We start from the raw sequence: 25,819 nt of genomic DNA, 5'->3' as shown, positions 1-25,819 counted from the left end.
AACGTTGCAGCACTGACAAGCACTCGAATAAGTTGACATCAAAAATTTTCTACATTCTTTACAGGAGATTTTGAACGATGCGGATGTTTAAGGTAACAGCTTGCGTCCCCAGCCAAACTCGGATTCGGACGCAGCGCGAACTACAAAATACCTATTTCACCAAACTGGTTCCTTACGACAACTGGTTTCGCGAGCAGCAACGGATCATGAAAATGGGTGGCAAAATTGTGAAGGTACAATTAGCTACTGGAAAGCCTGGAATGAACACTGGTTTGCTGTAATTGCAGCTTTCTTCATAGGTTTCAATTAGTAGGGGCGCACTGTTGTGCGCCCCTACTAGTTTTATACATATGTATCGGATCGAAAGCGCGATCGCCCCTTTTGCAAAAACATCCGCTATACTCCTACTGTCCTCACACAACTATAGCTGCCGTGAAGCTGCTACGCCGGATCGTCACTTTTTTCTTCCCTTCCGTCTCCCAATGGGCAATCCTGCCACGATTACTGCATTGGATGACCTTTCTCTGGTTATTCATCGGATTAGCGGTTCTCTTTTCTGCTTCCTATGTCGAAGGCGAAACTATGGGAGATGGTTTTTACTATGTCAAGCGTCAACTGGCATGGATATTTATTGGATTATTAGGATTTAACTACGTCATCCATTCCCCACTTAAAAGAATCTTAAATGTCTCCCATTGGTTCTTTCTGATTTTACTCGGATTACTATTTTTGATTTTTGTTCCTGGAATGGGGATAAAAGTGAATGGTGCTATGCGCTGGCTGAATCTGAGAATTATAGCAATTCAACCATCGGAATTGATCAAGCCATTTTTAGTCCTCCAAAGTGCGAAGATTTTTGGTAGATGGCATCAAATTAGCCCAGGAAATCGTATTCTCTGGGTATTAATTTTTATTTTGATGCTAGGGGGGATTTTACTACAGCCAAATCTGAGTATGACAGCTCTGTGTGGTATGAGTATATGGTTAGTAGCGCTAGCAGCAGCCGTACCCTATCTTTACTTAGTACCTGCGGCATTATTAGGAGTTGGCACTGCGGCGATGAGTGCAATGCTGCGACCATACCAAATGAAGCGATTGATGTTGTACCGTAATCCTTGGCAAGATGCATCAGGACATGGATATCAATTAGTACAAAGTTTAATTGCTATTGGTTCTGGTGGAATTTGGGGTAAGGGATTTGGCTTATCACAACAAAAGTTATTTTATTTGCCAATTCAATACACCGATTTCATTTTTGCTATTTTTGCTGAAGAGTTCGGCTTTGTTGGTTGCCTTTTACTATTATTAATGTTGATGGTTTATGCAACTCTAGCTTTACTTGTAGCGTTTAATGCCCGCAATCCAGTTTTTAGATTAGTTGCGATCGGGGCAATGATATTGATGGTAGGGCAATCTTTACTTAATATTGGTGTAGCGACAGGAGCGCTACCAACTACAGGTCTACCCTTTCCACTCATGAGTTATGGTGGAAATTCAATGATGACAAGTTTAGTTATTGCTGGATTGCTAATTCGTGTTGCTCGAGAAAGTAGCGAAGCAGAAATTGTACCTTTTCAAGAGCGAAAACAAGAGCGGTTTGTTTAAAATCTCTATTCTTTACCTTGTAAAAAACCCATGCCAGCAACAATAAAACTGACACCAATGACATTGATGTAAGACAAACTTTCTTGAAATAAAACAACACCAAATAAAACTGCTAGGATTGATTCTAATCCTAGTACGACAATATATGTTACTCCTAACGTAGCCTTACGCATGGCAACAGTCTGAATACTAGCTCCAGCGATAAAGAAGATGTATACCAATAAGGTAGGAATAGGCTGAGTTAACCCTTCAGATAGCTTCATGAATACACCGCCAATGGTGAAGAGAATTGCTGAAATCAGAACCATTAATAAATACATATCTAGCTCGTATTTGAAATTGTAATTGAGTTTTTATTGACTCATAACGTTGCTTGACTAAATTATTTTTAGTTGGTCAATATCAATTGTATTAAACAATCTAAAGTCATAATTCATAAATTTTTTATTAAGCAACTGTGTATCGTAAAGGCTAACCAATAGATTATTCCTCCGTACATCTGCTGGACATCCGCAACTTTACGGAATATTCACTAGGGAAGTATTTAGATTTAATTAAAATTTGTAAAATAAAATAAGTCAGACTCAATTATTCAGCAAAACAGCAAGAGATTCTGACTGTTGTAACTAGATACATCAAAACTGCAAAAACAATCTAACGTAATCTAAAATAATTGCAAAATTGTAGTATGATGGCGTTTTTTCCAGTCGGGCGATCGCCTCTAGCGCCAGGAAAACGCATGAATTAAGCTAAAATGCAAGCATAGTCAGCATTCCATCACGTAGCTGTCCATGCTGGAAACCATTCAAACTCAGCTCTACAAACTCGAACAATTTGCCGATCTCTTAGTTGCCGAGCAGTTATCTCATTTGGGCTGGGTCAGCATAGGTATTATCTTTACCGCAGGGTTACTGACTAGTCTCACACCCTGTATGCTTTCCATGCTGCCCATCACTATCGGTTACATTGGTGGTTATGAAACTAAAAGTCGCTGGCAAGCCGCAGCTCAATCAACATGGTTTGCGTTGGGATTAGCCACAACTTTAGCAGCCTTGGGAATAGTTGCGGCACTCGTAGGCAAAGTTTACGGTCAAGTTGGGATTGGTCTGCCAATTATTGTTAGCATCATCGCAATTTTGATGGGGCTGAATTTATTAGAAGCCTTACCCCTACAACTACCATCGTTTGGGGGAATGGATTGGATTTCTAAAGATTTTCCCCCAGCTGTACGCTCCTATTTCATCGGTCTGACCTTTGGTTTAGTCGCCTCTCCCTGTAGCACCCCAGTGCTAGCAACGCTCCTTGCCTGGGTCACAACTACACAAAATACCATTCTGGGAGGAGCGTTGTTACTGGCATACACCGCAGGCTACGTAACACCGCTGATCTTAGCTGGTACGTTCACCGCTAGCATTAAGAAGTTGTTAGAGTTGCGGCAGTGGTCGGGGTGGATTACCCCTGTGAGTGGGGCGTTACTGATAGGATTTGGAGTGTTTTCGCTCTTATCTCGAATTCCACTGAGTTAATAGTTGTTTGTTAATTGTGACAAATGACAAATGACAAATGACAAATCACAAATGACAAATCACAAATGACTTTAGATAATTCTGCGACTAATTCAACACCGCGATCGCATTTAGGTAAATTTCTGCGTGCAGAACTCTTACCCATCCTCACAGATTTACGGTTGGCGATCGTCTTATTATTAGCGATCGCCTTCTTTAGCGCTAGCGGTACGGTAATAGAACAAGGACAATCAATCGAGTTTTACAAAGCTAACTATCCTACCGACCCAGCTTTATTCGGTTTCCTGAGTTGGAAAGTCATCTTAACTATAGGCTTAGACCACGTATATCGTACGTGGTGGTTTTTATCGTTACTAATTCTATTTGCTACTAGTCTCACAGCCTGTAGCTTTACACGCCAGTTACCCGCTCTTAAAGCTGCTCGTAATTGGAAATTATACGACCAACCCCGCCAGTTTCAGAAATTGGCTTTGAGTGCAGAACTCGACAACGCTTCTCTTTCCTCTCTGACGCAACTGTTGCAACAAAAGCGCTACCGTGTCTTTCAGGGCGAACAAGATAACTTATATGCCCGTAAAGGTATTGCCGGACGAATCGGTCCAATTATCGTTCACATTGGTATTGTCATCATTTTAGCTGGGGCAATTTGGGGAGCCATGACGGGTTTTGTCGCTCAAGAAATGGTTCCTAGTGGTGAAAGCTTTCAAATACGTAACATCATTGATGCTGGTCCACTAGCAGCACCTCAAATTCCCAAAGATTTAGCTTTAAAAGTCAACCGCTTTTGGATCGATTACACCCCTACTGGTAGTATCAACCAATTTTATTCCGATATATCTGCACTCGATCGCCAGGGGCAAGAAGTCAAACGCAAGACTATATTTGTCAACCAACCTTTTCGCTACCGAGGCGTAACTTTTTATCAAACCGATTGGGGGATTGCGGCAATTCGGATTCGGTTTAATCATAGCCCAACCTTGCAGTTACCAATGGCAGCTTTAAATACCAATGGTAACGGTCGTTTGTGGGGAACATGGATTCCCACGAAAACAGATTTGAGTGAGGGCGTTTCTCTGCTAGCAAAAGATTTACAGGGAACGCTATTGATTTATGATGCCAAAGGTCAGTTAGTTAATACTCTGCGGGCGGGAATGGCTACCACTGTCAACGGTGTGACGCTGAGAATTGTCGAGGTGGTTGGCAGTACGGGCTTGCAAATTAAAGCTGACCCTGGAATCCCCATTGTCTATGCAGGTTTTGGCTTGCTGATGCTGGGAGTTGTGATGAGTTACGTTTCCCACTCGCAAATCTGGGCTTTAGAAAAAGACGGTCATTTTTACGTCGGTGGTAGAACCAATCGGGCGCAGGTGGCTTTTGAGCGAGAAATGCTAGAAATTCTAGACCAACTCCACACTCAAAAACAGGAAATTAAATTGTAGAGACGTTTCATGAACCGTCTCTACATCCTGTTACGAACATCCTAGAGATTCACGGGTATCAACTCCGGTGACGGGATTAACCCCACTAGCGGACTCGCACAACTGCACCACTTGTTCGCGATCTAGTACGGCTTCGCTGAAATCTGCACCATTCACTTTTGCTCCCTTAAAATTCGATCGCAACATCATGGCTGATGTCAAAATTGCATCGCTCAGGTCTGCTGCTGATAAATCGCTGAGATAGGCAATACCATAGCTGAAGTCAACGCCGTGCAAGTTAGCTTTGCGCAAAACCGCACTATTAAAAACCGCCCCTCGCAAATCAGCGCTACTAAAGTTAGCCTCTGCAAGCTTAGTATTATTAAACTCTGCTCTGACTAAATTTTGACCGGAATAATCTTTAGTCTGAACTTGCACGTCATCGTAGGCTCGGATGGCTGCGGAACTAGCAGCACGAGCAGGTAAAGGCAAGGTGACAAAGACAAGGAAGGCGATCGCTATTCCCAGAAGATACCGAAATCCACGCATGGCAAGCTAAATGAGTCAGTTACAGAACTGCATCAAAAGTAACATTATTTAACTTTATTTTCTCGATTCTGCGGAAAGATTTTTCTTGCAGGAGCCAGGAGTCAGGAGCCAGAAGTCAGAATGCGGATTAGATCTACTCCAGGCTCTATCTGGTAATTAAGCAGACTTTTGGTGGTGTACCTCAATAACTGTGTGTACGTTACCACGGGGAGCAAAATCACCTTTAATATGCGCTTCTAAAGGATCGCAAGCTGCCACAAAGTCATCGAGAATCTGATTGACGCTCTCTTCGTGAGAAATGTAGCGATCGCGATAGCTATTAATATAAAGTTTAATGGCTTTCAGCTCCACTACCCGTTCGTCAGGGACGTATGTAATGTTAATTGTGGCAAAATCAGGATAGCCAGAAAAAGGACACTTACAAGTAAATTCCGGCAGAGTAATGTGAATTTCGTATCGTCGTCCAATCCGGGGGTTGGGAAATGTAATTAGCTTTCCTTCGACAATCTGGCGTTCGCCGTACTTGATTTCCTCTACTGACATTTCTTCTGCTGAGTGTGATGTGAGATCGGGGGAAGGGTTCAAGATTGACTCAAATTTTGGGTTCTTTGTAATACAATATTATACTTAAAACTCAAACTCTTCTGCTTCCCAATCCGGGCAATTGCTATCGTCCCAACCGTAGGGATGCATGGCACAGACCATGAGATTGCCACCATAAACTTGTCCGTGGTAATGCTGGCAACCCATACAAGCAGGATGTTGTTGAGGAGTAGGTTCGACTGAATAAGGAAAAGAGATTTCCGAATCGTCCATCAAGTCATCCAGATGCCAATATGAATCGAGATCCACATCGTCATTTAAATCGGCTAGATATTGCTCGACCTCGGTAACGATCGTATTGTGTAGATGCTCGGAAAATTCTCCAGATAGCTCAAACAGATTTTCCACAGTTGTCGTCACTTCCAGAAACAACCGTTCTACTTCGTCTACTGCCGTTTCGATTAATTCCAAGAAATCTTTTTGCCACTTTTCCATAGTCTTATGGGGGCGATCCGCTCTAGTTGCAGTCTCAATCTTGATGTTTGAATAAAGTTGGATAGCACTTACTGTCCAATCTATTTCGCAATCTATTTACTTATAGATCTAAAAATTCTATTTTGAACGGTTATTCAAGGCGATCGCAGTCGAATCGAAACAAATATTAATCAATCAATGACTGACAAACTCACGGGTAATATATGCCAATTTGACTACTCCCGTTGCAGCCGCCTGAGTTCGTCTTGCAGTTTTTGTACTTGCTCCCGTAACTGGTCTACATTACCTTCGCTAGTAGTTTGAGTCGTTGAGGTTGTGGGTTTTTCTTCATCATCGGACAGGATTTCAATCCGACGCGGTTCGCTAGAAGCTTTACTACCATCTACTTCAGTTGGTGGCTGTTGAGCTTGCCTCATCAAGTCATCCACATACCGCTTTGCTTCATCAGCGGTCATCTCACCCTTCGCTACTAGCTCATCTGCCAGTTTTTGAGCTTGCGATCGCAGTTCTGCTAGCTTACCTGTCGCCCTCTCGCTGGCATAAGAAGCTAATCCAACGCCGAGATAAAACGCTTTTTGCACGATATCCCCTAAACCAGGCATGGCTGCAATTGCTCCCATAAACTAGGCGACTCGGAGACCACGCCTATCACAAGCATCCCGTATTGCTGCTACCTTCCGGTTCTGACAAGGTTTGGGCGTTGAGATCGCGTAGATCCGAGTCTTTTTCATCATAGCAGTTTTTAGTGCGTGGTGAGTGGTAAGTGGTGAAATGGGCGGGAGCGTCCGGTTCCTCCGCAATTAAGCCGCGTCGTGGTGCGTGAAAATACCTCTTGCCAATTACCCATTACCAACTACCAACTACCGAATATCATTCAACGACAATCCGCCATTCGTATAGTTCGTATTTGACGCAACTAGATTTTACGAGTGGGTCTTGTGCCACAATTGCTTCAGCCTCAGTCATGGACTTTGCCTGAAACAGCATCATTCCGCCACCCAAACACCCCCAATAACCAGTTTTGGCTTGGTGTCCTCGATCGATTAAATCGCGAACGTAAGCTTTATGGGCGGGTACGTGTTGGTCAAAAATAGTTTTGTCAACTATGCCTTTTTCAATCTTGACAAACCAAGGCATTCACGCTCATCCTCTAAACTTCTAGACTTAAATATGAATATGTAACATTTAGTATTTTCAACTGCGATCGCCAAAATTTTTTACTTTACATAACTTTAAAGTACATTTCAAACAACCTTGAATACCGAAACCAGTTTATTCTTTGTTGCTTTACTACCTCCACTAGATATTCAAGACTATGCCACCCAGATTAAACAATATTTTGCCACCCAGTATCACAGCCGCGCCGCGCTAAAATCTCCTCCCCACATAACTTTGCAACCTCCGTTTAGGTGGTTAAATGCCAATACAACCGCTTTAGAAGAGTGCTTGCAAGAGTTTGCTCGCGATCGCGCCTCAATTCCAATTACGCTCAATGGTTTTGCAGCGTTCCCTCCGCGCGTAATCTATATAGACGTGGTGCGATCGGCTGAATTACTGGCTTTACAAGCCGATTTGATGGCACAATTAGCAGCAAAATTAGGAATTGTCGATCGCGTATCCAAAGCTCGTCCCTTTGCACCCCACATGACGGTGGGGTTTAAAGACTTAACCAGACAAAACTTTCGCTTAGCATGGCAAGAATTTCAGCCGCGACAACTCTACTTTGAGTTTACGGCTAGCTATTTAACGCTACTGCGACACGACGGCAAAAAGTGGCAGATTCAAGCGGAATTCGGTTTTGGTGGTTGACGGATAACGGATAACTGATAACTGAAAAATGAGACAATAACAAGGACAGCGCTCAATGTCAAACATGGCAACCAAACCGAAAATTATTGTCCTTGATGACGATCCTACAGGCTCTCAAACCGTCCACAGTTGCTTGTTGCTAACGCGGTGGGATGTCGATACTTTGCGGCTGGGGTTGCAAGATGACGCACCAATTTTCTTCGTGCTGACAAATACGCGATCGCTACCTCCTGATAAAGCTGCAACTGTGACTAAGGAAGTCTGCCATAATTTAAAACTAGCTTTGGCAGCGGAGGAAATTGCAGATTTCCTCATCGTCAGTCGTTCTGATTCTACATTACGGGGACATTACCCGATTGAAACTGACGCGATCGCTGAAGAACTGGGACCTTTTGACGCGCATTTTCTAGTTCCAGCTTTTTTTGAAGGCGGACGAGTCACCCGCGATAGCGTGCATTACTTAATTGTGGATGGCGTTCCCACTCCAGTTCATGAAACCGAATTTGCTCGCGATTCTGTCTTTGGTTATACATACAGTTATTTACCCGACTATGTGGAAGAGAAAACCAAGGGACGCATTCCCGCACTTTCAGTAGAAAGGTTTTTACTCTCAGAGATTCGTAGTGGTACAGATATTACAAATAATTTCTCCACTTTAGAAAGGTTAATGCAGCTCCAGGGAAATCGATGCGTTGTCGTTGATGCAGAGACGCAAGACGATCTCAATCGCTTTGCTACCAACGTCCTCAACGCCGCTAACCAGGGAAAGCGCTTTTTGTTTCGCAGTGCAGCTAGCTTATTGACGGCTTTAGCAGCTCTACCAACTCAACCGGTTCCTGCTGAAGCGATGTCTCGATATGTACGGGGTGGAAAGCCAGGTGCAGTCATCGTTGGCTCTCATGTCAAGAAGACAACTCAACAGTTAGAAAGGTTGCTGCAAGAACCGGATATTGTCGGGATTGAAGTCGATGTAGCTCATTTGTTAGAAGATTCAACAACCCAAAAACACCAATTACGCGATCGCACTTTAGAAAAGATTAATTCTGTTCACAACTCTGGAAAAACTCCAGTTGTTTATACCAGCCGTCAAGAATTAGTCTTTCCAGACATGCAAACTCGCTTGCAATTTGGTGCAGATGTTTCAGCTCTGTTGATGGATATAGTCAAGGGTTTACCATCAGACATTGGGTTTTTAATTAGCAAGGGTGGAATCACTTCCAACGATGTTTTAAGTGACGGACTCGCCCTGACTTCTGCCCGATTATTGGGGCAAATTTTAGCTGGTTGCTCAATGGTACGCACACCAGTCGATCATCCACAATTTCCTAATCTACCTGTAGTTTTATTTCCTGGGAATGTTGGCAATACCGATGCGTTAGCCACAATTTATCGCCGGCTGGTAACGGTAACTTAAAAGAACGAGGCATTACATCTCAGCGCCAGATTTAGCGACAGTGAAGCGAATTATTCTTTCTCTAGCAGCATTAACTTTTATCGCAGCTGCAATAGCCCTATTGAACGGCTCGATTTTACCAAGAAAGCCTGACGAGGTATCGCGATGTCCGCGCGAAGCCTTGACGAGATCTGATACCAAGAGCGATCGCATACATCCCGAAAAAGTCGTCGTCAGACCCTGGAAAGGTCGGCATCAAGTCTATGCTATTTTTGTACTCCCTGATGACTATGAGATAGACAATGCTGTTGTCGTCAGCATTGAGGGAGAGATGACTTACTGTGCTAGTAAACCCGCCAGAGTTAAAGTAGATGAATTTCAAGGAGTCTATGCCAAACCTGGAGAAGATATATTTGTCGCACGCTTCAGAACTCGAACCGCTAGCTGGCTGATTGCCCAAGGTAAAGTAAAACCACTAAAACAACCGCATAACTGGAGTTTGAGGAAATAAAAATCGTCTGTTCCCTGCTCCCTACTCCCTGCTATACAAATAAAAAGCACCCCTCAACTCTGAAAGGCGCTCTTTACATTTATGGAGAGACACGAGCGATCGCATCTCGGCTATTAGCGATTGAATTAACCGTTGATAACAGGAGCGGTTAAAGCAACAGGAGTAGCTTCACCACTAGCCAAGTCGAGTGGGAAGTTGTGAGCGTTACGCTCGTGCATCACTTCCATACCCAGGTTAGCGCGGTTGAGTACGTCAGCCCAGGTGTTAACTACCCGACCTTGGGAATCAAGAACAGATTGGTTGAAGTTGAAGCCGTTGAGGTTAAATGCCATGGTGCTGATTCCTAATGCGGTGAACCAGATACCAACGACGGGCCAAGCACCCAAGAAGAAGTGCAAGGAACGGCTGTTATTGAAGGAAGCGTATTGGAAGATCAGACGACCGAAGTAGCCGTGAGCTGCAACGATGTTGTAGGTTTCTTCTTCTTGACCGAATTTGTAGCCGTAGTTCTGAGACTCGTTTTCGGTGGTTTCTCGTACCAAAGAGGAGGTCACGAGAGAACCGTGCATAGCAGAGAACAGAGAGCCGCCAAATACAGCCGCTACACCCAATTGATGGAAAGGATGCATCAGGATGTTATGTTCGGCTTGGAACACAAACATAAAGTTAAATGTTCCAGAGATACCCAGAGGCATACCATCAGAGAAGGAGCCTTGTCCAATTGGGTAAATCAAGAATACAGAAGTAGCAGCAGCCAAAGGAGCGCTGTAAGCTACGCAGATCCAAGGACGCATACCCAAGCGATAGGACAATTCCCACTGACGACCCATGTAGGCAAAAATGCCGATGAGGAAGTGGAAGACTACCAACTGGTAGGGACCGCCATTGTAGAGCCACTCATCTAAAGAAGCAGCTTCCCAGATCGGATAGAAGTGTAAACCGATCGCGTTGGAAGAAGGTACGACCGCACCAGAAATGATGTTGTTGCCGTAGATTAAGGAACCTGCGACGGGTTCGCGGATGCCATCGATGTCTACTGGAGGAGCAGCAACAAAGCCAATGATGAAACAGATGGTAGCGGATAGCAACGTAGGAATCATCAATACACCGAACCAACCGACATAAAGGCGGTTTTCAGTGCTAGTGACCCAGTTGCAGAACCGATCCCACAGGCTGGAGCCGCGCTCGCGCTGTAATGTGGTTGTCATAGTTCTATAATTGCTGGTTTGAACTGTTAATGAACTGAATAATTAAATTCTAGGCAGTATGTTTACCACCTGTATTGAAGATTAACGTTAGGAATTGATTTTTGTAAAGGGTTCTTTAGTTTAATTTTTGTTTTTCGCTAACAGCAAAGTGAAAACAGCAAATTACAGTAACAACTTCAATCTTTGTAAAGTTTTATTTACTCATTCGGAGAAATTAAAACTCTTCTTTACATCGCATCTTCCCGAACTAATTATATCTAAATGTAAAAATATATATAGATAATTTAATGAAGAAATATTGCTTGATAATTGGTAGTTAGTTGTTAGTTATTAGCTAACTGCTCCCTGCTCGTCCCTGCTCCCTAATTATGACTGATATTGTCACTTATAGCCCTGCTTATACCTTAGTTCCAACATACGAATGCTTTAATCGCTGTAGTTACTGCAACTTTCGTACCGCTCCCGGTCAAAGTCCTTGGATGACATTAGAAACAGCAGCAAAGATTCTGAGGGGACTGCAAAAGCAAGGCGTATGTGAGATCTTGATTTTAAGCGGTGAAGTACATCCGCGATCGCCCCGTCGAAATGCTTGGTTTGACAGGATTTATCAGTTGTGCCAACTTGCTTTAGAACTGGGTTTTTTACCACACACCAATGCTGGACCTCTCAGTTTTACGGAAATGAAACGCCTGAAAACAGTGAATGTTTCGATGGGGTTAATGTTGGAACAATTGACACCAGAATTATTAAAAACAGTACATCGCCATGCACCTAGTAAAATTCCTCAATTGAGAATGCAACAATTAGAATGGGCGGGAAAGTTACAGATCCCATTTACAACTGGGTTATTACTGGGAATTGGCGAAACCGAAACGGATTGGTGGGATACATTAGAGGCGATCGCATTATTACACCAACGCTGGGGACATATACAAGAAGTTATATTGCAACCTCATAGTCCTGGGAGTCAGCAAAGCTTCGACGCACCAGCTTTTAACCCGCATCAACTACCAGAAGTTATTACTCAAGCCAGAGAAATTTTACCCTCAGAGATTACAATTCAAATCCCACCTAATTTAGTGCTAGATCCACAATGGTTATTAGCTTGTATAGAAGCAGGAGCAAGAGATTTAGGCGGAATAAGCCCTAAAGATGAAGTCAACCCCGACTATCCTCATCTTTCTGCACCAAAATTAATCAAAATTCTAGAACCCGCAGGATGGCAGCTCGTGCCGCGACTACCTGTATATTCTCAATATGACAACTGGCTGACACCGCAGTTGCAAACATCTGTGAAACAATGGCGAACGACCTCACCACAGCTTTTTGTAGAATAGAGATGAAGCACTCAGAGGATAAAAAAGCCTATCGAGACTATCTACGGCAACTTACAGGGTCTAAAGTCTAGCCAGTTGAAACAACTCGCTAAACTGTACCATCAACGCTTACCAGGCGATCGCCTCACTACGCCTGAATTTGCCCAAAGGCTAGCGGCAATTAGTAGCGATATTAACCAGCCAGTCTGCGTTTATATTAACCGTCGCGGACAAGCGATCAGAGTCGGAGTAGGGACACCCAGACAAACTCAAATTCCGCCTTTAGAATTGCCCCGATATGGTGCAGAACGACTCAGTGGTATTCGCTGCATTGCTACACAACTTAAACTAGAGCCGCCAAATGAAGCTGCACTGACATCAATGGCGCTGCAAAGGCTAGATGCACTCGTAACGCTCAATATTACCAGTGCTGGTTTTGAAAAGCGGGGTGGTGGAGTTACGGGATACGTGAAAGAAGCTTTTTTGTCACATTTAGTACCCAGCACCAACCCAGAGCCTTCAATCTCGACTCCCGACCCCGTACGGGCGCACAGCGGTGCGCCCCTACCGACTCTCCAAACAGCTTGGAGTGTATCCCCACCTCTCAGCCTAGACAGCCTCACCAAACAAGATTTTCTCGACTTGGTAGAAGGATTAGAAGCGGAGTTCGGACGAGAATTTGTCGGTCAGCAAGTCGATACAGACCGCGATCGCGTGTTATTAGTTGGAGTAGTAACGGATAATGCAGCAGCGCGAGAGTTTCAAGACCGTTTGGCGGAATTGGGACGCTTAGTAGAAACGGCTGGCGGTGAAGTGTTGCAGGTAGTACAACAAAAACGCCCTCACATTCATCCTCAAACAGTGGTGGGTGCGGGAAAAGTGCAAGAAATTGCGCTCACAGCCCAAACCTTGGGAGCCAACTTGATTGTCTTCGATCGCGATCTTTCTCCCGCCCAAGTGCGTAACCTAGAAATCCAAATTGGGATTAGAGTCGTCGATCGCACCGAAGTAATTCTAGATATCTTTGCCCAACGCGCCCAGTCACGAGCGGGTAAATTACAAGTTGAGCTAGCCCAATTAGAATACATGCTGCCCCGTCTGACGGGTAGAGGTCAAGCCATGTCTCGATTGGGTGGTGGAATTGGAACTCGCGGTCCTGGGGAAACAAAATTAGAAACTGAACGACGGGCAATTAGTCGTCGCTTATCACGACTACAACAAGAAGTCAACCAGCTCCAAGCTCATCGATCGCGACTGCGTCAACAGCGCCAACACCAAGAAGTCCCCTCAATCGCCTTAGTTGGTTATACCAATGCTGGTAAATCGACACTGTTAAATGCTTTAACAAATGCTGAAGTCTATACTGCCGACCAGCTATTTGCTACCCTCGACCCGACGACACGCCGTCTAGTCATTACGGATGCGGATACAGGCACACCGCAAGAAATTGTCTTGACAGATACAGTAGGATTCATTCACGAACTCCCCGCATCGCTAATGGATGCTTTTCGGGCAACATTAGAAGAAGTGACGGAAGCCGATGCTTTACTGCATGTGGTGGATTTATCCCATCCAGCTTGGCAAAGTCAAATTCGTGCCGTTATGGGTATTTTGTCAGAAATGCCCGTTACCCCGGGTCCAATTCTGTTGGCAATCAACAAAATCGATCGAGCTGATAGCGACACTCTCGCACTGGCGCAATCTGAATTTCCCCAAGCAGTATTTATTTCAGCCGAGAACCGTTTGGGATTGGAAACCCTGCGACAACGGTTGCTTCAGTTAGCTAAATACGCAGACGCGACAGTGTAAACTATCTACTGTAGAGACGTTCCGTGGAACGTCTCTACAAATCTGTCATCCTTGATACCAAGCGGCAATTTTTTTAGGTGAAACGCCTAACAAATAAGAAATAACTGCGATCTGGTTTTTGAGTGTAGTTTGGCAAACACCTTGTTTGAGCCAGCGACGGGGAGAGGTGAGGACGGGTGCAGGCAGAATAACGATGCGTCCATCGCGTTTTAAGCGTCGCACCAGTTCAAAATCTTCCATCATGGGTAAATCGGGAAAGTTGCCCAACTGATGAAATACAGACGATCTTAAAAAAATAGCTTGATCGCCGTAAGGCATTTGCAGAAGTCGCGATCGCGCCTTTACCCCCCATTCAATTAACCGCAAGCTACTTAAAGGTGAATCAATTTGCAAACAAAAAGCCCCTGCGATCGCGTGAGGTTTAACCAGTGCAGCCCGTGCCATCGCATCAAACCCAAGCGGTAGACGAGTATCGGCATGGAGAAAAAGTAAAATTTCCCCCGTTGCTACGGCTGCACCCAGATTCATTTGCTTGGCGCGTCCTTTTGGAACAGACAACACTTTTGCTCCCCAAGCAGACGAGATCGCCACAGTATCATCCTGGCTGCCACCATCCGCGACAATAACTTCTACATTTGTCCCTGTTTGCGTGCTAGCTAAAGTTTTCTCAATTGTGCGTGCTTCATTCACCGCTGGAATAATAATTGAAATTCTTTCTTCCTTGTCTCCCTTGTCTCCCCCCTCTCCCTTGTCTCCCCTCACGATCTCTGCTCCCAAATATACAGATCTTCAGGGCGATCGACATCTGGTAGTTGGGGTAAGTAAGCAACAGATAAATTTAACCGTTTGGCGATCGCAACTGTTTGGGATAAGACTTCAGGCGATCCCCAATTAATCCTGACAAATAACTCTGGAATAAAACGACGCAGACCGAGTAAATAGTAACCGCCATCGACAGCCGGACCAAGAACGAGATCGTTAGCCCACTGTAACTGGTTAAAAGCTTCTGCTAGTATCTCTACATTTAACCCAGGACAATCAGTGCCGATAATTACAGCACAGTCAGCACCATCATGAAATGTAGTGGCAAGCGATCGCGCCATGCGAGTCCCGAGATCTCCCTCTCCTTGGACTGTATAAATTAAGTCATTTCCCAACCACCGCATCATCAAATTTGAGTTTCCACCAGCAAAACAAACTTCTACCCTGACAGAACGTTGTGCTTGCAGTCGCTTCACCTGCGTCAGGGTATGCTCGGTCATCTGGCGATGCAATAAAGCTGCTTTTTCCGCACCTAAAGCGGGGATCAGTCTTGTTTTTGTCTTCCCTGGTTCAGGGTAGCGGGTGAAAATAATTAAACTTTCTCGGATAATTCTAGTAGCGTTCACAAAACAAAACTTTACAGTTATCAGTTATCAGTTGTCAGCGAACAGGGTATGGGGAGTTGGTAGTTGGTAGTTGATTGTTTTTCTCCCTCAGCTTCCTTGTCCCCCTTGTCCCCCTTGTCCCCCTCCCTGCTCCCTACTCGTGCGCTCCCTGCTCTCCCTCAGCTCTCTTCCTCCAGCCCCTAGCCCCTAGCCCCTAGCCCCTTGTAAAATGTAACAGCTTCGGTACATTTTAACTGAGAGTATAAATTGCACTGCTATAACACTGCTATAACAATGCACAAAAAAGTTGAAGTCCTACCAGATCTAGCGGCGCTAGTCCAGCGATCGCTCGAACTCACCCTCGCCCAAATGCACAACGCCATTCAAGCACGGGGACTGTGTACCATCGCCTTATCGGGTGGTAGCACACCTAAACCTCTCTATGAAGCGATCGCTGCCCAAGCATTACCTTGGGAGAAAGTTCACGTTTTTTGGGGTGACGAACGATACGTTCTTCCCGATAGCCCAGATAGCAATCAGCGGATGGCACGACAAGCTTGGTTAGATAAAGTCGAGATTCCTGCCGAGAATATCCACCCCATACCCACCAGTGCAGCCGATCCTGCTGACGCTGCCCTTCAATACGAAACCCATCTTAAAGAGTTTTTTCAACTAAAATCGGGTGAATTTCCCGCTTTGGATGTAAATTTATTGGGGATGGGAGATGACGGACATACAGCGTCCTTGTTTCCTCATACTGCGGCTTTACAAGTATGCGATCGCATAGTTACAGTTGGGAACAAAGATGGACAGCCTCGGATCACATTTACTATCCCTACTATCAACCAAGCTCGTTGCACCATATTTTTAGTCTCTGGTGCGAACAAGCAAGCGGCGTTAGCACAGGTATTTGCATCCGTAGCGGACGATTATACCTATCCTGCACGGTTCGTTCAACCCCAAGGAGAACTTTGGTGGTTGTTGGATCGAGCAGCCGGACAAGGCTTGCAATTACCCGAAGAGTAGCGCTTAAAATCAAAAACTGTTCACAGGGATTGACTTCATGATCGTTTGCCCTAATTGCAATCACCTCAACCCAGAAGGGGCGCAAGCCTGCGAAGCCTGCTACACGCCTCTACCAGCTACTACTAGTTGTCCTAACTGTGGCGCACCCGTACAAACTGATGCAAGGTTCTGCGGACAATGTGGCTACGATCTCAGTGCTGACTTAGCAACTGTCGCCGAAGGAACGCCGCTAGATCTTGGTGACTTACCACCGACTCAACCAAGCTTGGCTGTTCCAGAACCCAGAGTCGAGGAACCCAGAGTCGAGGAACCCAGAGTCGAGGAACCCAGAGTCGAGGAACCCAGAGTCGAGCCAGCTATAGAGCTAGAAACACCTGCACCTGTAGTGGAAATCATTCATCGCGACCTATCACCGACTCCAGAGCCAGAACCGATAATAGCACCAGCGCCGACTCCAGAGCCAGAACCAATCGCAGAATCTCGTAAGAGTAGCAGTATTAACCCTCCTCCCCCGCCAGCACCATTCACACCGCCAACACCACCACCACCACCGCCAGCAGTATCCCAACCCACTCCCATGCCAGCAATGCCCGTGGTTTCGAGTTCCAAAACCCAATTGCAGCAGCAGATTGCCAAGCTCTTTCACGTCCAGACCAATACTCTCATCGAGCTACCACCAACTCTTTCTGTGGTGCATATTGGTAAGCCCAACGATCGCATTCCTCCAGATGTTGACGTGGCTGGGTTTCCTAATTCCGAAATCGTCTCGCGGATTCATGCCGACATTCGCATTGAAGGAGATGCTTACTACATAGAAGATGTGGGCAGTTCCAACGGAACTTACATCAACAATATGCCCCTTTTACCAGGAAATCGTCACCGTTTGCGGATGGGCGATCGCATTGCTTTAGGTAAGGGAGACTTAGTAACTTTTCTGTTTCAACTTTCATAGCTACTTGTAGCTTATTCTCGACCTGGCTAAAGTGATTACAATTACTCTGCTGCATCCTCAAAATGCTACTCCCGTCCAAAATTGGACGTTTGAAACTGAATCTGTTGTCCGCGTCGGACGGGCAACAGACAATCAGGTAGTTCTATACAGTGCTGTTGTTTCTCGCTACCATGCCGAATTACATGCGGCAAGGGGACAATGGCAGTTAGTGAATTTAGGTGCAAACGGCACTTATATAGACGGGCAACCAATTACAGAATCAATTTCAGTCGTAAATGGCACGGTGATTCGCTTGGCTAAATCCGGTCCCCAACTCCAGATTAAGTTATTGCCATAGCAATTATGATGCCACAGAAGATATTTTCAACAGCCTCAAGCAAGACCTTACCAAAGAATGTGTGAGCGGTTGCTTTCGTGAAGTGACTTACAATGGGAGTTATCTTCAACGACCAATTGCCATGCTGAAGCGTTCTAAGTTCGAGACAACCCAATCTCAAATTATGCACCGTGCGGAGGAGCTGATCGACGCAGCATCGAACCGCTATCGAATTACCGTCCAAGTCGCCAACCGTGCTAAACGTCGCCGTTATGAAGATTTTGATAATGTAGACGATCCGATGATGAAACCAGTCATCCGCGCCATCATTGAGATGTCTGACGAGTTGACTCAACCAGAAATTATCGGTGAATAGCCAATAGAGTAAGTCATGAGTGGTTAGTGGCTGGTGACTGGTGGAACCAGATTCTTAGGTTTTGGTCTAGTCACCAGTCACTCTTCACTGATAACTGATAACGGGTGAGTTGCGATCGCCCGTTTTTTGCTATTTATTGCGGTCGCTGAGTAAAATGCTTGAGTTAATCTAATTAAACTCATTAGCTCTGCGATCGCACATTTAAACAATAAATCTCACCTGAGTTATGCGCTCTTTAAAAATAAACCCACCCATACGAAACTTTTGACTTGCTGACATCAGCTATAAAATAAATTGGTTAAATTGCTCAAACGGAAAACTTTTACCCGAAAGAATAAATTTCCCCCTAATTCCTGTTGTAGTGATTAACATGAATGAGGTACTAGAGAATTTGTGACTTGCCTCAAGCGTACATTTTATCCTCTAGGGAGTTAGCAACATGTTTTTGGTTACGGGAGCAACAGGAGGAATTGGTAGGAGGGTGGTGCGATCGCTCCGAGAACGGGGAATGCCCGTGCGTGCTTTTGTGCGTCTGCTGTCTCGCTATAGTGAGTTAGAACATCGAGGCACAGAAATCTTTATCGGCGATCTGCAAGTCGATCGAGATATTCAAAAAGCTTGTCAGGGAGTACAGTACATTGTTAGCGCTCACGGTTCCGATGGCAATGCCTTCGCCCTAGACTACCATGCCAATATTGAGTTGATCGACCGAGCCAAAGAACAGAAAGTACAGCACTTTGTTTTTATCTCTGTCTTAGGAGCAGATCGCGGTTATGAAGATGCACCAGTATTCAAAGCAAAGCGTGCTGTAGAAAAGTATTTGCAAGCAAGCGGAATTAATCATACAATTTTGCGTCCAGCCGGACTTGCTTCTAACCTCCTACCATTGGCAGAAAGATTTCGGCAAACAGGAACTTATTTACTAGTTGGTGATGGCAAAAACCGCACTTCTATTGTTAGTACTGACGATTTAGCACAAATAATTGTTAACTCATTCATGCTTCCAGAGGCGCGTAATCGAACTTTCTCCGTTGGAGGAGCGGAAATATTACAACGGCAAGATGTACCGCACATTCTCGGTAAGATTTTCAATATTGAGCCAATTATTATTAATCCTCCCTTACTTGCGGTAGACGGATTTAGAACTGTAACGGGTTTGTTTAATCCTTCCTTACAAAAAGCTTTAGGCACTTTCCGCACTTTACTAGACAACGAATTTTTCTGCACTCGCGAAGAAATTGCTCAGTTAGAGGAAATCTATCATCTAAAAATGGAAAACCTAGAGAGTTTTTTACGGCGCTATTTGGCAATATGAGTGAAAGTCAAAAGTTAAAAGTCAAAAGTCAAAAGGTAAATTGCCGACTCCCAATCTCCCACTCCCGCTCCCAACTTCCCTTTCTAGCATCGTTCTAGCGGGGGGTAAAAGTTCGCGGATGGGACGGGATAAAGCTCTACTTTCAGTTGATGGCGTACCGTTGTTGCAAAAAGTGTGTGAAGTAGCAATTGGATTATGCGATCGCGTTTACGTCGTAACTCCTTGGCAAGAGCGCTATGAGCATTTACTTCCTGTTGGGTGTGAGTTTATTCGGGAGCAGGGAGCGGGGAGCAGGGAGCAGAGGGACAGGGGGACGAGGGGACAAGGGGGACAAGGGGGACAAGGGGGACAAGGAAGCAATTCTATTCACCAGTCACTAGCCGCCAGCAACTCACCAATTACCAATAGCCCTCTAACAGGCTTTGCTCAGGGATTAATTCATGTAGAAACAGAGTGGGTGCTTTTGCTGGCGTGCGATCTGCCTTGCTTGCGGTTGGAAGTGTTGCAAGATTGGGTAAGTGAATTAGCAGAGATCCCAAAGGACACGATCGCTCTGCTTCCGCGCCATCCTAAAGGCTGGGAGCCTTTGTGCGGTTTCTATCGTCGCAGTTGTTTGAGCGTCCTTGAATTATATATCGAGCAAGGTGGGCGCTCTTTTCAGCGGTGGTTGGCGCAACATCCGGTTCAACCCCTATCCCATTTCGAGCCTTCGATATTATTTAACTGCAATACCCCAACTGACTATGCAGCCGTGTCACAGGGCGATTGAGCGTAAGCGCTTTCGGTTGAGAAATGCCATAACCTTGAGCGTAATCAACTCCTAATTGGCGCAGCTTGTCTAAAATAAACTCATCTTCAACAAATTCAGCGATGGTCTGAATACCCATAACACTAGCAATTTTAGCGATCGCTGCTACCATTTCAGCAGCGATCGGGTCAGAAACAATTTCCCGTACAAATACTCCATCGATTTTTAAATAATCTACAGGTAAATTTTTCAGATAGGCAAAGCTAGACATACCGCTACCAAAGTCGTCTAGGGCAAAACTACAGCCTAGCGCTTTGAGTTGGCGCATTACGGCTGCGGCTTTCGCTAAATTCGTAATGGCTACAGTTTCCGTAACTTCAAAACAAATTAACTGGGGACAAATCTCCGTGAGAGCAAATTGCTCTTGAACGAAAGAAATAAACTGTTCGTCATTTAGCGTTGCGCCAGATAGATTGACTGCGTAAACGTTGGGTAAGCGAGCAGTTGAGGACAGCATTAAATGACGAAACAAAGTTTGAATCACCCAGCGATCGATCCGGTGCATCAAATGATAGCGTTCGGCAGCTGGAATAAATGCCATCGGCGAGACTAATTTTCCTGTCTCATCTTCTAGCCGCAGCAAAACTTCGCAGTGATGCGGCGATCCAAGGCTGGTCGGAGCGATCGCGGCGATGGGTTGATAGAATAGCCGAAAGCGGTTGTCTTCCAATGCTTGAGGTAGGCGCGTCACCCACTGCATTTCTCCTTGTTGAATGGCAAGTTCGGTGTCGTCAAGTTGGTAGATGTGGACGCGGTTACGCCCTTTGTTTTTGGCAACGTAGCAAGCAGCATCAGCAGCACTTAAGACGCTAGCAACACTAGGAGTGGTAATATTAATTTCTACCAGACCAATGCTGACACCAACAGTAAAGGTTTTTTCTTGCCAAACGAAGCGATAGTCGTTGATTTGCTGCCGCAGTACGCTAGCAATTTGAGTCGCTTGTTCTAAAGGACACGAGTAGAGCAGGATGCCAAATTCATCTCCGCCTAAGCGGGCTAGAGTATCGGTTTTCCGTAATTGAGTCGGTAGCAAACTGCTAATATGACGCAGCAGCATATCTCCAGCTGTATGTCCGCAAGTATCGTTGATAATTTTGAATTGATCGAGATCGAGGTAACAGAGGACGTGCTGAATGCTGCCATTTTGGGCGCTATGGACGGCGGTAGCCAAGCGTTTCTCAAATTCTCGTCGGTTGTAGAGTTCGGTTAAGGGGTCGTGGCTGGCTTGCCATGCCAGTTGTCTTGCCATCGTATTCGCTTGAGTAATGTCGCGAAACACCAAGATGCTACCGATCAGTTGGCGATCGCTAGCATAAATCGGTGCAGCTGAGTGATCGATCGCAAATTCCGTTCCATCCCGTCCGATTAACAAGGTGTTGTATGAGGATTTGACAATCCGACTTTCATCTAAAACTTGCTCTACGGGATTGTCTAATGTCTCCCGCGTAATTTCATTGACGATCTTGAAGACACAATCGAGGGGTAGTCCTCTAGCTTGTTCGCCATCCCAACGGGTGAGTTTTTCTGCTACGGGATTGAGCGATTGAACGTAACCCTCTGCATCTGTGGTAATGACGGCATCGCCAATTGAGTGTAGCGTCACTTGTGCGAGTTCTTTTTCACGCGAGAGAGCGAGTTCGATCCGCTTGCGCTCGTTAATTTCTCGCGTCAGTTCTAAGTTGGCAGCTTCAGCGATTTTTGCCCTGACGAGGGCTTCTTCTGCCTGTTTGCGAGCGGTGATGTCGTGTTGCACGCCCCAAACTCGCACTAGAAAACCATTTTCGACAATACCGATGAGATTGTTGAGAAAGTAGTGGAGATTACCGTGGCGATCGAATTCGCACAATTCAGCATCTACCAAACGATAGCCAGAACTGATGAAGGCGCGAAAAAACTCTATATTAGCGGGAATGGACTTGGGTAAAAATTCACCGATCCTCGCTCCTAGCATCTCACCTACACTGGCGTAACCGAACATACGTGCCAAGACTTCGTTGCATTCTGCGAGATAGCCGTGCTGGTAAAAGTCATTGACTTGGATCTCTAGAGCAGCTTGAATTGCTACTGGTCGCTCTAATTCACAACGCCAAATACCTTCGGAGCTTTGGGCGAGAAATACGCGATAGCGTTCTTCACTTTTCAGTAGTGCCGCTTGAGATTGGTTCAGCTGAGTTAGCATCCAATTAATCGTACTGGCTAGACAGGCTAATTCGTCGTTACCAGGTATTTCAACGCGGGAACGCAGGTCGCTACTAGCACCGATTCGGCTGACATCGCTGCTTAAACGCGCTATGCGCGACAGAACTAATTTTTCTAATAGTAGTAAAGTCGTGACGCTAAAGACCAAACCAACCAACAACAACAACCACACGAGATAACGAACGCTGAGTTGTCCGCGTTGGTAGATCTGCCTTGGTAAATTTACGCGCAAGATTGCGGCTGGATTCCCTTCCATATTTCGCAGCATCGCGTAGCCAGCAATCGTACTTTCATTTAGCGATCGCACGAAGACTTGCTCGTTTTTAATTAAAGTTTGCTCTGCTCTTTGAAAGTCTAAGGGTATGGGCGGATGGTCTAATCGCTCTAAGGCAATATCGAAGTGAGTTTTTGCTGCTAGCTGCTTGACATCCAGATAGCGTCCCATGACGAGAATGCCGCGATTGGGACCTTTGCCTTCACTGGTTAAAATTTGCCGCACGGCAATCAACATCAGTCCTTCAGGTAGCTGCAACAGCCCCATTTGCTGTCGCTCTTCATTATCTGGCTGTAGTAGAAATTCTGGTTGTTGGAAGTATTTTTGTAGGCTTTTCGGTACTGGTAAAGCCTGTTTTGTATAAGGCGTGATGAAGCCATTATAAACTATGCGTCGATCGCGGCGACGGATATACATAATTAGATCGAGATTCGATCTTACGAGCGAAGCATAGTTAAATGCGTTTTGAAAATATTTAAGATTGCCAGTTTCAATATCAGTATAAGTGCCGTCCCACTCTGCCTCGTCGCCATTCATGATGTTTAATTTTTTCAGCTCATCATTGTATGCTTGCACGATGCGGCGGACATTTCGATCGGCATCTTGTTCTTCCACTTGGATAAACCCATCCAATAAAATTGTTTTGGAAGTGCTATACAGCGCTACAAATAGACTGAATAGCGTCATGCCAGTAATGATTAATGTCTTTTTACGCAGCGTCATAAGATGGCATAAGCAGCAATGGTTGACTGGACTTGGCAAGCAATTTAACAATCTCACCTCGTTTCTGCACGACTTGCGAGCAGTGAGGTTGAGTTTGCTGCTGACGAGATGAGCGAGACTGTACAGCTAAAATGGTTGCTACTGACTGCAAGAGCGATATTTTTCTAGTACTCATTTTCTCTTCCCAGTAAGTTGCAACATAACCCTAGCTTCTAGCATCAACTGAAAAAAGTAATAAAAAAGTACATAGTTTTTAATTTTTGCTGTTGACTTGGAAATTTTAACTTCAATAGCTACCTGATGCCTCTTCATTAAATTCGATTAAAAACATGTCGTCAAGCTCGATTCAACTAATGCTATTTCATCTAAAGCCGAGCGCCCTAATAATTGCAATTTGTAAAGAAAATGTTTGACTATGCAGTCAAACTTGAGATTTTTTAAAATGAATCCTCGTTTGAATCGAAAATCAAAAAACCTGAAGCAAAAAACAGTCGAGAATTAGTACTGCGTAGTTGCTGTTGGAGGTTTAAGTAGTTATTATGCATCAGCGATCGCGCTAAGTGCCATATAGAAAAGCTTAATTTTACCCTTCTTTGCACAAACAATTGCTTAAATTTTAGTTAGAAAAAATAACTACTGCAAATCTCTGCACAGATTGCCAATCGAGTATAAAAAATATCTCAGTTAGTCCTGAGAAAATGGAGTAGCGCTCGTTACAAGTACTCCTGCATTTATGCATATTGTCATCTACGGTGATGATGAAATTCTTACTAACATAAAGTGTTAGCTAACGATTTATTTCTCCTCAAAAGCTAGAGGTTTACCATCCTCAAGAATATTTCCTGGCTGTACTAATTTAAGCCGTAAATCTTTTGGTAAGCCAAACATACCTGTATGACTCACAGCATCGTATGCTTTCAGTTTATCTGCTAAATTGCGATCGCCTATTCTCCGATCGATTGCACTTCCACTCAAATTAGCAGGGTCAATATTATTAGTTGCAATAATAAATCCCCACGTACAAGCAAAAGAAGGAATAAATATAGAATAGCTGCGGACAACAGGAAAGACACTATGAATAGTCCGCCGAATTGTAGCGTGTTCCGTCCACTTCAAAGGCGACAGAGAAAACCCTTGGACTACCATTACCCCCGATTGAGTGAGTCGCTGCTGACAAAGGGAATAAAACTGTTTGGTATAAAGCGCGATCGCGGGTCCCTCTTCCAATGCATCGGTAATATCGAGGATAATGACATCAAACTGAGCTTCTAGCTGCGCCAAATATGCGCGACCATCAGTATGTAACAATTCCAATCGCGAATCGCTAAAAGCACCTTGATGCCAAGAAGGAAGTTTTTGCTGGCAGAATTCCACCAATTCTCGATCTAAATCCACCATCACCAAAGATTTGACATTGGGATGCTTCAAAACTTCTCGCGGTGTTGCACCTTCCCCACCACCAATAATTAACACCCGTTGCGGATCGGGATGAGTCATCATTGCTGGCTGTACCAACGCCTCATGATACAGATACTCATCGACCTCAGCCGATTGAATCGTATCATCCAACACCAGCACGTCACCGTAAGCTGCTGTTTTGGCAAATTCCATCGCTTGAAACTGAGTCGATTTAGCCTCCATACCTCCGACTCGCCGCAACAGGCGAATTTCATCTGAGGTTGTCTGGTCGCTCAGCCAGCTACTAAATTCTAAGCTCATGTTTGATGGACTCCTGATGTATATTTTGGTGGTAGCGCACGGCTGTGCGCTACTACTATTTCCACCTCACTTTCTCAGCATTAATGGCAACTGCGAGGCTTGAACGATCGCCGGATCGAATCTTTCGTGCAATTGCTTGGAAACCCATTTCGGTCGCCAGAGTGTTTCTAATACTTCACCAAAGGGTACGACATCTAAATCGCCACAGGTAAATATGTCTAAGAAACAAGCTTGGTATTCTGGATATGTATGAATGCTGGCGTGAGACTCGGAAAGCATCAAGATCACCGAAACGCCGCAAGGTTCAAATTTGTGCTTGAGATGCGCCACAATGGTAGCTCCTACTGCACTAACTGCTCTGACCATATCGCGTTCGATCTGTTCTAGATCGTCCATGTCAGCTTCACAACCAGAAAAATTCAGCAGCAAATGCCGACCGTAAAAATCGAATCGCTTTTCCATAGGGCTAATCTCTTTCTTTACAAAAAATTGTTTTTCCCGAAAACGGTAGTATCACCGCCTGTTAGAGTGTTTGTTGGTTTATGCAAAATTTAGCTAGCAA

28 protein-coding genes and 1 other RNA gene are annotated in these 25,819 nt (G+C 44.9%); 15 read left to right on the top strand and 14 right to left on the bottom strand.

The annotated features are described in order from the left end of the window. The first annotated feature begins 77 nt into the window (after positions 1–77). Together H6G17_RS17020 and H6G17_RS17015 are read left to right on the top strand one after the other, a co-directional pair. Positions 78–281: a phycobilisome linker polypeptide gene (locus H6G17_RS17020; protein WP_015156258.1), complete on the top strand. Its 204-nt coding sequence runs from the start codon at positions 78–80 to the stop codon at positions 279–281. A 151-nt stretch (positions 282–432) separates the two neighbouring features. Then, complete coding sequence (locus H6G17_RS17015; RefSeq protein ID WP_192159128.1) at positions 433–1,605, top strand: FtsW/RodA/SpoVE family cell cycle protein; 1,173 nt, start codon at positions 433–435, stop codon at positions 1,603–1,605. A gap of 5 nt (positions 1,606–1,610) precedes the next feature. Here the strand turns inward: H6G17_RS17015 and H6G17_RS17010 are convergent, their stop codons facing one another. Continuing rightward, positions 1,611–1,925 carry an SMR family transporter gene (locus H6G17_RS17010; RefSeq protein WP_192159126.1) on the bottom strand — a complete coding sequence of 105 codons (315 nt, stop codon included), beginning with the start codon at positions 1,923–1,925 and terminating at the stop codon, positions 1,611–1,613. A 471-nt stretch (positions 1,926–2,396) separates the two neighbouring features. On the opposite strand from H6G17_RS17010, the gene H6G17_RS17005 reads away from it, so the two are divergent. Both H6G17_RS17005 and H6G17_RS17000 read left to right on the top strand, forming a co-directional pair. Then, a complete protein-coding gene (locus H6G17_RS17005) occupies positions 2,397–3,131 on the top strand; it encodes a cytochrome c biogenesis protein CcdA (protein ID WP_192159124.1) in 735 nt (244 codons plus the stop codon). Between the two features lie 65 nt (positions 3,132–3,196). After that, the gene (locus H6G17_RS17000; RefSeq protein WP_192159122.1) at positions 3,197–4,570 is read left to right on the top strand and encodes a cytochrome c biogenesis protein; all 1,374 of its coding nucleotides are present in this window, start codon (positions 3,197–3,199) and stop codon (positions 4,568–4,570) included. Positions 4,571–4,600: 30 nt separating this feature from the next. On the opposite strand, the gene H6G17_RS16995 is transcribed toward H6G17_RS17000, so the two are convergent. The 6 genes from H6G17_RS16995 to H6G17_RS16970 all read right to left on the bottom strand — a co-directional run bounded on the left by H6G17_RS16995 (position 4,601) and on the right by H6G17_RS16970 (position 7,273). Beyond that, positions 4,601–5,098, bottom strand: coding sequence for a pentapeptide repeat-containing protein (locus H6G17_RS16995; protein ID WP_192159120.1), 498 nt, complete (start codon positions 5,096–5,098; stop codon positions 4,601–4,603). Positions 5,099–5,254: 156 nt separating this feature from the next. Further along, positions 5,255–5,641 (bottom strand): preQ(1) synthase, encoded by a 387-nt coding sequence (gene queF, locus H6G17_RS16990; RefSeq protein WP_192159118.1) that lies wholly within the window; start codon positions 5,639–5,641, stop codon positions 5,255–5,257. 84 nt (positions 5,642–5,725) lie between these two features. Then, positions 5,726–6,136, bottom strand: coding sequence for a hypothetical protein (locus H6G17_RS16985; protein WP_192159116.1), 411 nt, complete (start codon positions 6,134–6,136; stop codon positions 5,726–5,728). A gap of 215 nt (positions 6,137–6,351) precedes the next feature. Continuing rightward, complete coding sequence (locus H6G17_RS16980; RefSeq protein ID WP_192159169.1) at positions 6,352–6,738, bottom strand: phasin family protein; 387 nt, start codon at positions 6,736–6,738, stop codon at positions 6,352–6,354. Positions 6,739–6,762: 24 nt separating this feature from the next. Further along, positions 6,763–6,859: signal recognition particle sRNA small type (ffs, locus tag H6G17_RS16975), an RNA gene on the bottom strand. Between the two features lie 147 nt (positions 6,860–7,006). Continuing rightward, positions 7,007–7,273 carry a YciI family protein gene (locus H6G17_RS16970; RefSeq protein ID WP_192159114.1) on the bottom strand — a complete coding sequence of 89 codons (267 nt, stop codon included), beginning with the start codon at positions 7,271–7,273 and terminating at the stop codon, positions 7,007–7,009. Positions 7,274–7,390: 117 nt separating this feature from the next. On the opposite strand from H6G17_RS16970, the gene H6G17_RS16965 reads away from it, so the two are divergent. The 3 genes from H6G17_RS16965 (at position 7,391) to H6G17_RS16955 (ending at position 9,849) form a co-directional block, all read left to right on the top strand. Further along, on the top strand, positions 7,391–7,945 hold the full coding sequence (locus tag H6G17_RS16965; protein ID WP_192159112.1) for a 2'-5' RNA ligase family protein: 555 nt from the start codon (positions 7,391–7,393) through the stop codon (positions 7,943–7,945). 64 nt (positions 7,946–8,009) lie between these two features. Then, positions 8,010–9,359, top strand: coding sequence for a four-carbon acid sugar kinase family protein (locus H6G17_RS16960; RefSeq protein ID WP_192159168.1), 1,350 nt, complete (start codon positions 8,010–8,012; stop codon positions 9,357–9,359). Positions 9,360–9,399: 40 nt separating this feature from the next. Further along, positions 9,400–9,849, top strand: a complete 450-nt coding sequence (locus H6G17_RS16955; RefSeq protein WP_192159110.1) for a hypothetical protein — start codon at positions 9,400–9,402, stop codon at positions 9,847–9,849. A gap of 125 nt (positions 9,850–9,974) precedes the next feature. On the opposite strand, the gene psbA is transcribed toward H6G17_RS16955, so the two are convergent. Beyond that, positions 9,975–11,057 carry a photosystem II q(b) protein gene (gene psbA / locus H6G17_RS16950; protein ID WP_192159108.1) on the bottom strand — a complete coding sequence of 361 codons (1,083 nt, stop codon included), beginning with the start codon at positions 11,055–11,057 and terminating at the stop codon, positions 9,975–9,977. A gap of 368 nt (positions 11,058–11,425) precedes the next feature. On the opposite strand from psbA, the gene cofG reads away from it, so the two are divergent. Together cofG and hflX are read left to right on the top strand one after the other, a co-directional pair. Then, a complete protein-coding gene (gene cofG / locus H6G17_RS16945) occupies positions 11,426–12,394 on the top strand; it encodes a 7,8-didemethyl-8-hydroxy-5-deazariboflavin synthase subunit CofG (protein WP_192159106.1) in 969 nt (322 codons plus the stop codon). 30 nt (positions 12,395–12,424) lie between these two features. Then, positions 12,425–14,182, top strand: coding sequence for a GTPase HflX (hflX, locus tag H6G17_RS16940; protein WP_192159166.1), 1,758 nt, complete (start codon positions 12,425–12,427; stop codon positions 14,180–14,182). 45 nt (positions 14,183–14,227) lie between these two features. On the opposite strand, the gene H6G17_RS16935 is transcribed toward hflX, so the two are convergent. Together H6G17_RS16935 and H6G17_RS16930 are read right to left on the bottom strand one after the other, a co-directional pair. Then, positions 14,228–14,944 carry a TIGR04283 family arsenosugar biosynthesis glycosyltransferase gene (locus H6G17_RS16935; protein ID WP_192159104.1) on the bottom strand — a complete coding sequence of 239 codons (717 nt, stop codon included), beginning with the start codon at positions 14,942–14,944 and terminating at the stop codon, positions 14,228–14,230. Beyond that, positions 14,941–15,570 (bottom strand): TIGR04282 family arsenosugar biosynthesis glycosyltransferase, encoded by a 630-nt coding sequence (locus H6G17_RS16930; protein WP_192159102.1) that lies wholly within the window; start codon positions 15,568–15,570, stop codon positions 14,941–14,943. Before H6G17_RS16930 ends, H6G17_RS16935 begins: the two co-directional genes overlap by 4 nt. 273 nt (positions 15,571–15,843) lie before the next feature. Between H6G17_RS16930 and pgl the strand changes: the two genes are divergently transcribed. From pgl to H6G17_RS16900, 6 genes are all read left to right on the top strand, one after another. Further along, complete coding sequence (gene pgl, locus H6G17_RS16925) at positions 15,844–16,575, top strand: 6-phosphogluconolactonase (RefSeq protein WP_192159099.1); 732 nt, start codon at positions 15,844–15,846, stop codon at positions 16,573–16,575. A gap of 37 nt (positions 16,576–16,612) precedes the next feature. Beyond that, positions 16,613–17,527 (top strand): FHA domain-containing protein, encoded by a 915-nt coding sequence (locus tag H6G17_RS16920; protein ID WP_192159097.1) that lies wholly within the window; start codon positions 16,613–16,615, stop codon positions 17,525–17,527. Positions 17,528–17,558: 31 nt separating this feature from the next. Further along, a complete protein-coding gene (locus H6G17_RS16915) occupies positions 17,559–17,864 on the top strand; it encodes an FHA domain-containing protein (RefSeq protein WP_192159095.1) in 306 nt (101 codons plus the stop codon). A gap of 121 nt (positions 17,865–17,985) precedes the next feature. After that, positions 17,986–18,219 (top strand): DNA-directed RNA polymerase subunit omega, encoded by a 234-nt coding sequence (locus H6G17_RS16910; RefSeq protein ID WP_015156280.1) that lies wholly within the window; start codon positions 17,986–17,988, stop codon positions 18,217–18,219. Positions 18,220–18,658: 439 nt separating this feature from the next. Beyond that, a complete protein-coding gene (locus tag H6G17_RS16905) occupies positions 18,659–19,534 on the top strand; it encodes an SDR family oxidoreductase (protein WP_192159093.1) in 876 nt (291 codons plus the stop codon). A 118-nt stretch (positions 19,535–19,652) separates the two neighbouring features. Beyond that, entirely contained in the window at positions 19,653–20,303 is a 651-nt protein-coding gene (locus tag H6G17_RS16900; RefSeq protein WP_242038438.1) for an NTP transferase domain-containing protein, read from the top strand. Here H6G17_RS16900 and H6G17_RS16895 read toward each other — a convergent pair. From H6G17_RS16895 to speD, 4 genes are all read right to left on the bottom strand, one after another. Further along, positions 20,254–23,538 (bottom strand): EAL domain-containing protein, encoded by a 3,285-nt coding sequence (locus H6G17_RS16895; RefSeq protein ID WP_192159089.1) that lies wholly within the window; start codon positions 23,536–23,538, stop codon positions 20,254–20,256. The genes H6G17_RS16900 and H6G17_RS16895 overlap by 50 nt on opposite strands. Next, the gene (locus H6G17_RS16890) at positions 23,525–23,713 is read right to left on the bottom strand and encodes a hypothetical protein (RefSeq protein WP_192159087.1); all 189 of its coding nucleotides are present in this window, start codon (positions 23,711–23,713) and stop codon (positions 23,525–23,527) included. The genes H6G17_RS16895 and H6G17_RS16890 overlap by 14 nt, the downstream gene beginning before the upstream one ends. A 620-nt stretch (positions 23,714–24,333) precedes the next feature. After that, positions 24,334–25,257: a fused MFS/spermidine synthase gene (locus tag H6G17_RS16885; protein WP_192159085.1), complete on the bottom strand. Its 924-nt coding sequence runs from the start codon at positions 25,255–25,257 to the stop codon at positions 24,334–24,336. 66 nt (positions 25,258–25,323) lie between these two features. Continuing rightward, the gene (gene speD, locus H6G17_RS16880; protein WP_192159083.1) at positions 25,324–25,719 is read right to left on the bottom strand and encodes an adenosylmethionine decarboxylase; all 396 of its coding nucleotides are present in this window, start codon (positions 25,717–25,719) and stop codon (positions 25,324–25,326) included. Positions 25,720–25,819 lie beyond the last annotated feature (100 nt).

Origin of the sequence: Chroococcidiopsis sp. [FACHB-1243] (assembly GCF_014696895.1) — a bacterium.
Lineage (GTDB): Bacteria > Cyanobacteriota > Cyanobacteriia > Cyanobacteriales > Chroococcidiopsidaceae > Chroococcidiopsis.
This window is presented reverse-complemented; position numbering and strand designations above follow the sequence as displayed.

Excerpts from the sequence above, each read along its gene's own strand:
- H6G17_RS17020 (WP_015156258.1), top strand. The coding sequence starts at position 78 with ATGCGGATGTTTAAGGTAACAGCTTGCGTCCCCAGCCAAACTCGGATT.
- H6G17_RS17010 (WP_192159126.1), bottom strand. The coding sequence starts at position 1,925 with ATGTATTTATTAATGGTTCTGATTTCAGCAATTCTCTTCACCATTGGC.
- H6G17_RS17005 (WP_192159124.1), top strand. The coding sequence starts at position 2,397 with ATGCTGGAAACCATTCAAACTCAGCTCTACAAACTCGAACAATTTGCC.
- H6G17_RS17000 (WP_192159122.1), top strand. The coding sequence starts at position 3,197 with ATGACTTTAGATAATTCTGCGACTAATTCAACACCGCGATCGCATTTA.
- H6G17_RS16995 (WP_192159120.1), bottom strand. The coding sequence starts at position 5,098 with ATGCGTGGATTTCGGTATCTTCTGGGAATAGCGATCGCCTTCCTTGTC.
- queF (WP_192159118.1), bottom strand. The coding sequence starts at position 5,641 with ATGTCAGTAGAGGAAATCAAGTACGGCGAACGCCAGATTGTCGAAGGA.
- H6G17_RS16985 (WP_192159116.1), bottom strand. The coding sequence starts at position 6,136 with ATGGAAAAGTGGCAAAAAGATTTCTTGGAATTAATCGAAACGGCAGTA.
- H6G17_RS16980 (WP_192159169.1), bottom strand. The coding sequence starts at position 6,738 with ATGCCTGGTTTAGGGGATATCGTGCAAAAAGCGTTTTATCTCGGCGTT.
- H6G17_RS16970 (WP_192159114.1), bottom strand. The coding sequence starts at position 7,273 with ATGCCTTGGTTTGTCAAGATTGAAAAAGGCATAGTTGACAAAACTATT.
- H6G17_RS16960 (WP_192159168.1), top strand. The coding sequence starts at position 8,010 with ATGGCAACCAAACCGAAAATTATTGTCCTTGATGACGATCCTACAGGC.
- psbA (WP_192159108.1), bottom strand. The coding sequence starts at position 11,057 with ATGACAACCACATTACAGCGCGAGCGCGGCTCCAGCCTGTGGGATCGG.
- cofG (WP_192159106.1), top strand. The coding sequence starts at position 11,426 with ATGACTGATATTGTCACTTATAGCCCTGCTTATACCTTAGTTCCAACA.
- pgl (WP_192159099.1), top strand. The coding sequence starts at position 15,844 with ATGCACAAAAAAGTTGAAGTCCTACCAGATCTAGCGGCGCTAGTCCAG.
- H6G17_RS16920 (WP_192159097.1), top strand. The coding sequence starts at position 16,613 with ATGATCGTTTGCCCTAATTGCAATCACCTCAACCCAGAAGGGGCGCAA.
- H6G17_RS16910 (WP_015156280.1), top strand. The coding sequence starts at position 17,986 with ATGCTGAAGCGTTCTAAGTTCGAGACAACCCAATCTCAAATTATGCAC.
- H6G17_RS16905 (WP_192159093.1), top strand. The coding sequence starts at position 18,659 with ATGTTTTTGGTTACGGGAGCAACAGGAGGAATTGGTAGGAGGGTGGTG.
- H6G17_RS16900 (WP_242038438.1), top strand. The coding sequence starts at position 19,653 with ATGGGACGGGATAAAGCTCTACTTTCAGTTGATGGCGTACCGTTGTTG.
- H6G17_RS16895 (WP_192159089.1), bottom strand. The coding sequence starts at position 23,538 with ATGACGCTGCGTAAAAAGACATTAATCATTACTGGCATGACGCTATTC.
- H6G17_RS16890 (WP_192159087.1), bottom strand. The coding sequence starts at position 23,713 with ATGAGTACTAGAAAAATATCGCTCTTGCAGTCAGTAGCAACCATTTTA.
- H6G17_RS16885 (WP_192159085.1), bottom strand. The coding sequence starts at position 25,257 with ATGAGCTTAGAATTTAGTAGCTGGCTGAGCGACCAGACAACCTCAGAT.
- speD (WP_192159083.1), bottom strand. The coding sequence starts at position 25,719 with ATGGAAAAGCGATTCGATTTTTACGGTCGGCATTTGCTGCTGAATTTT.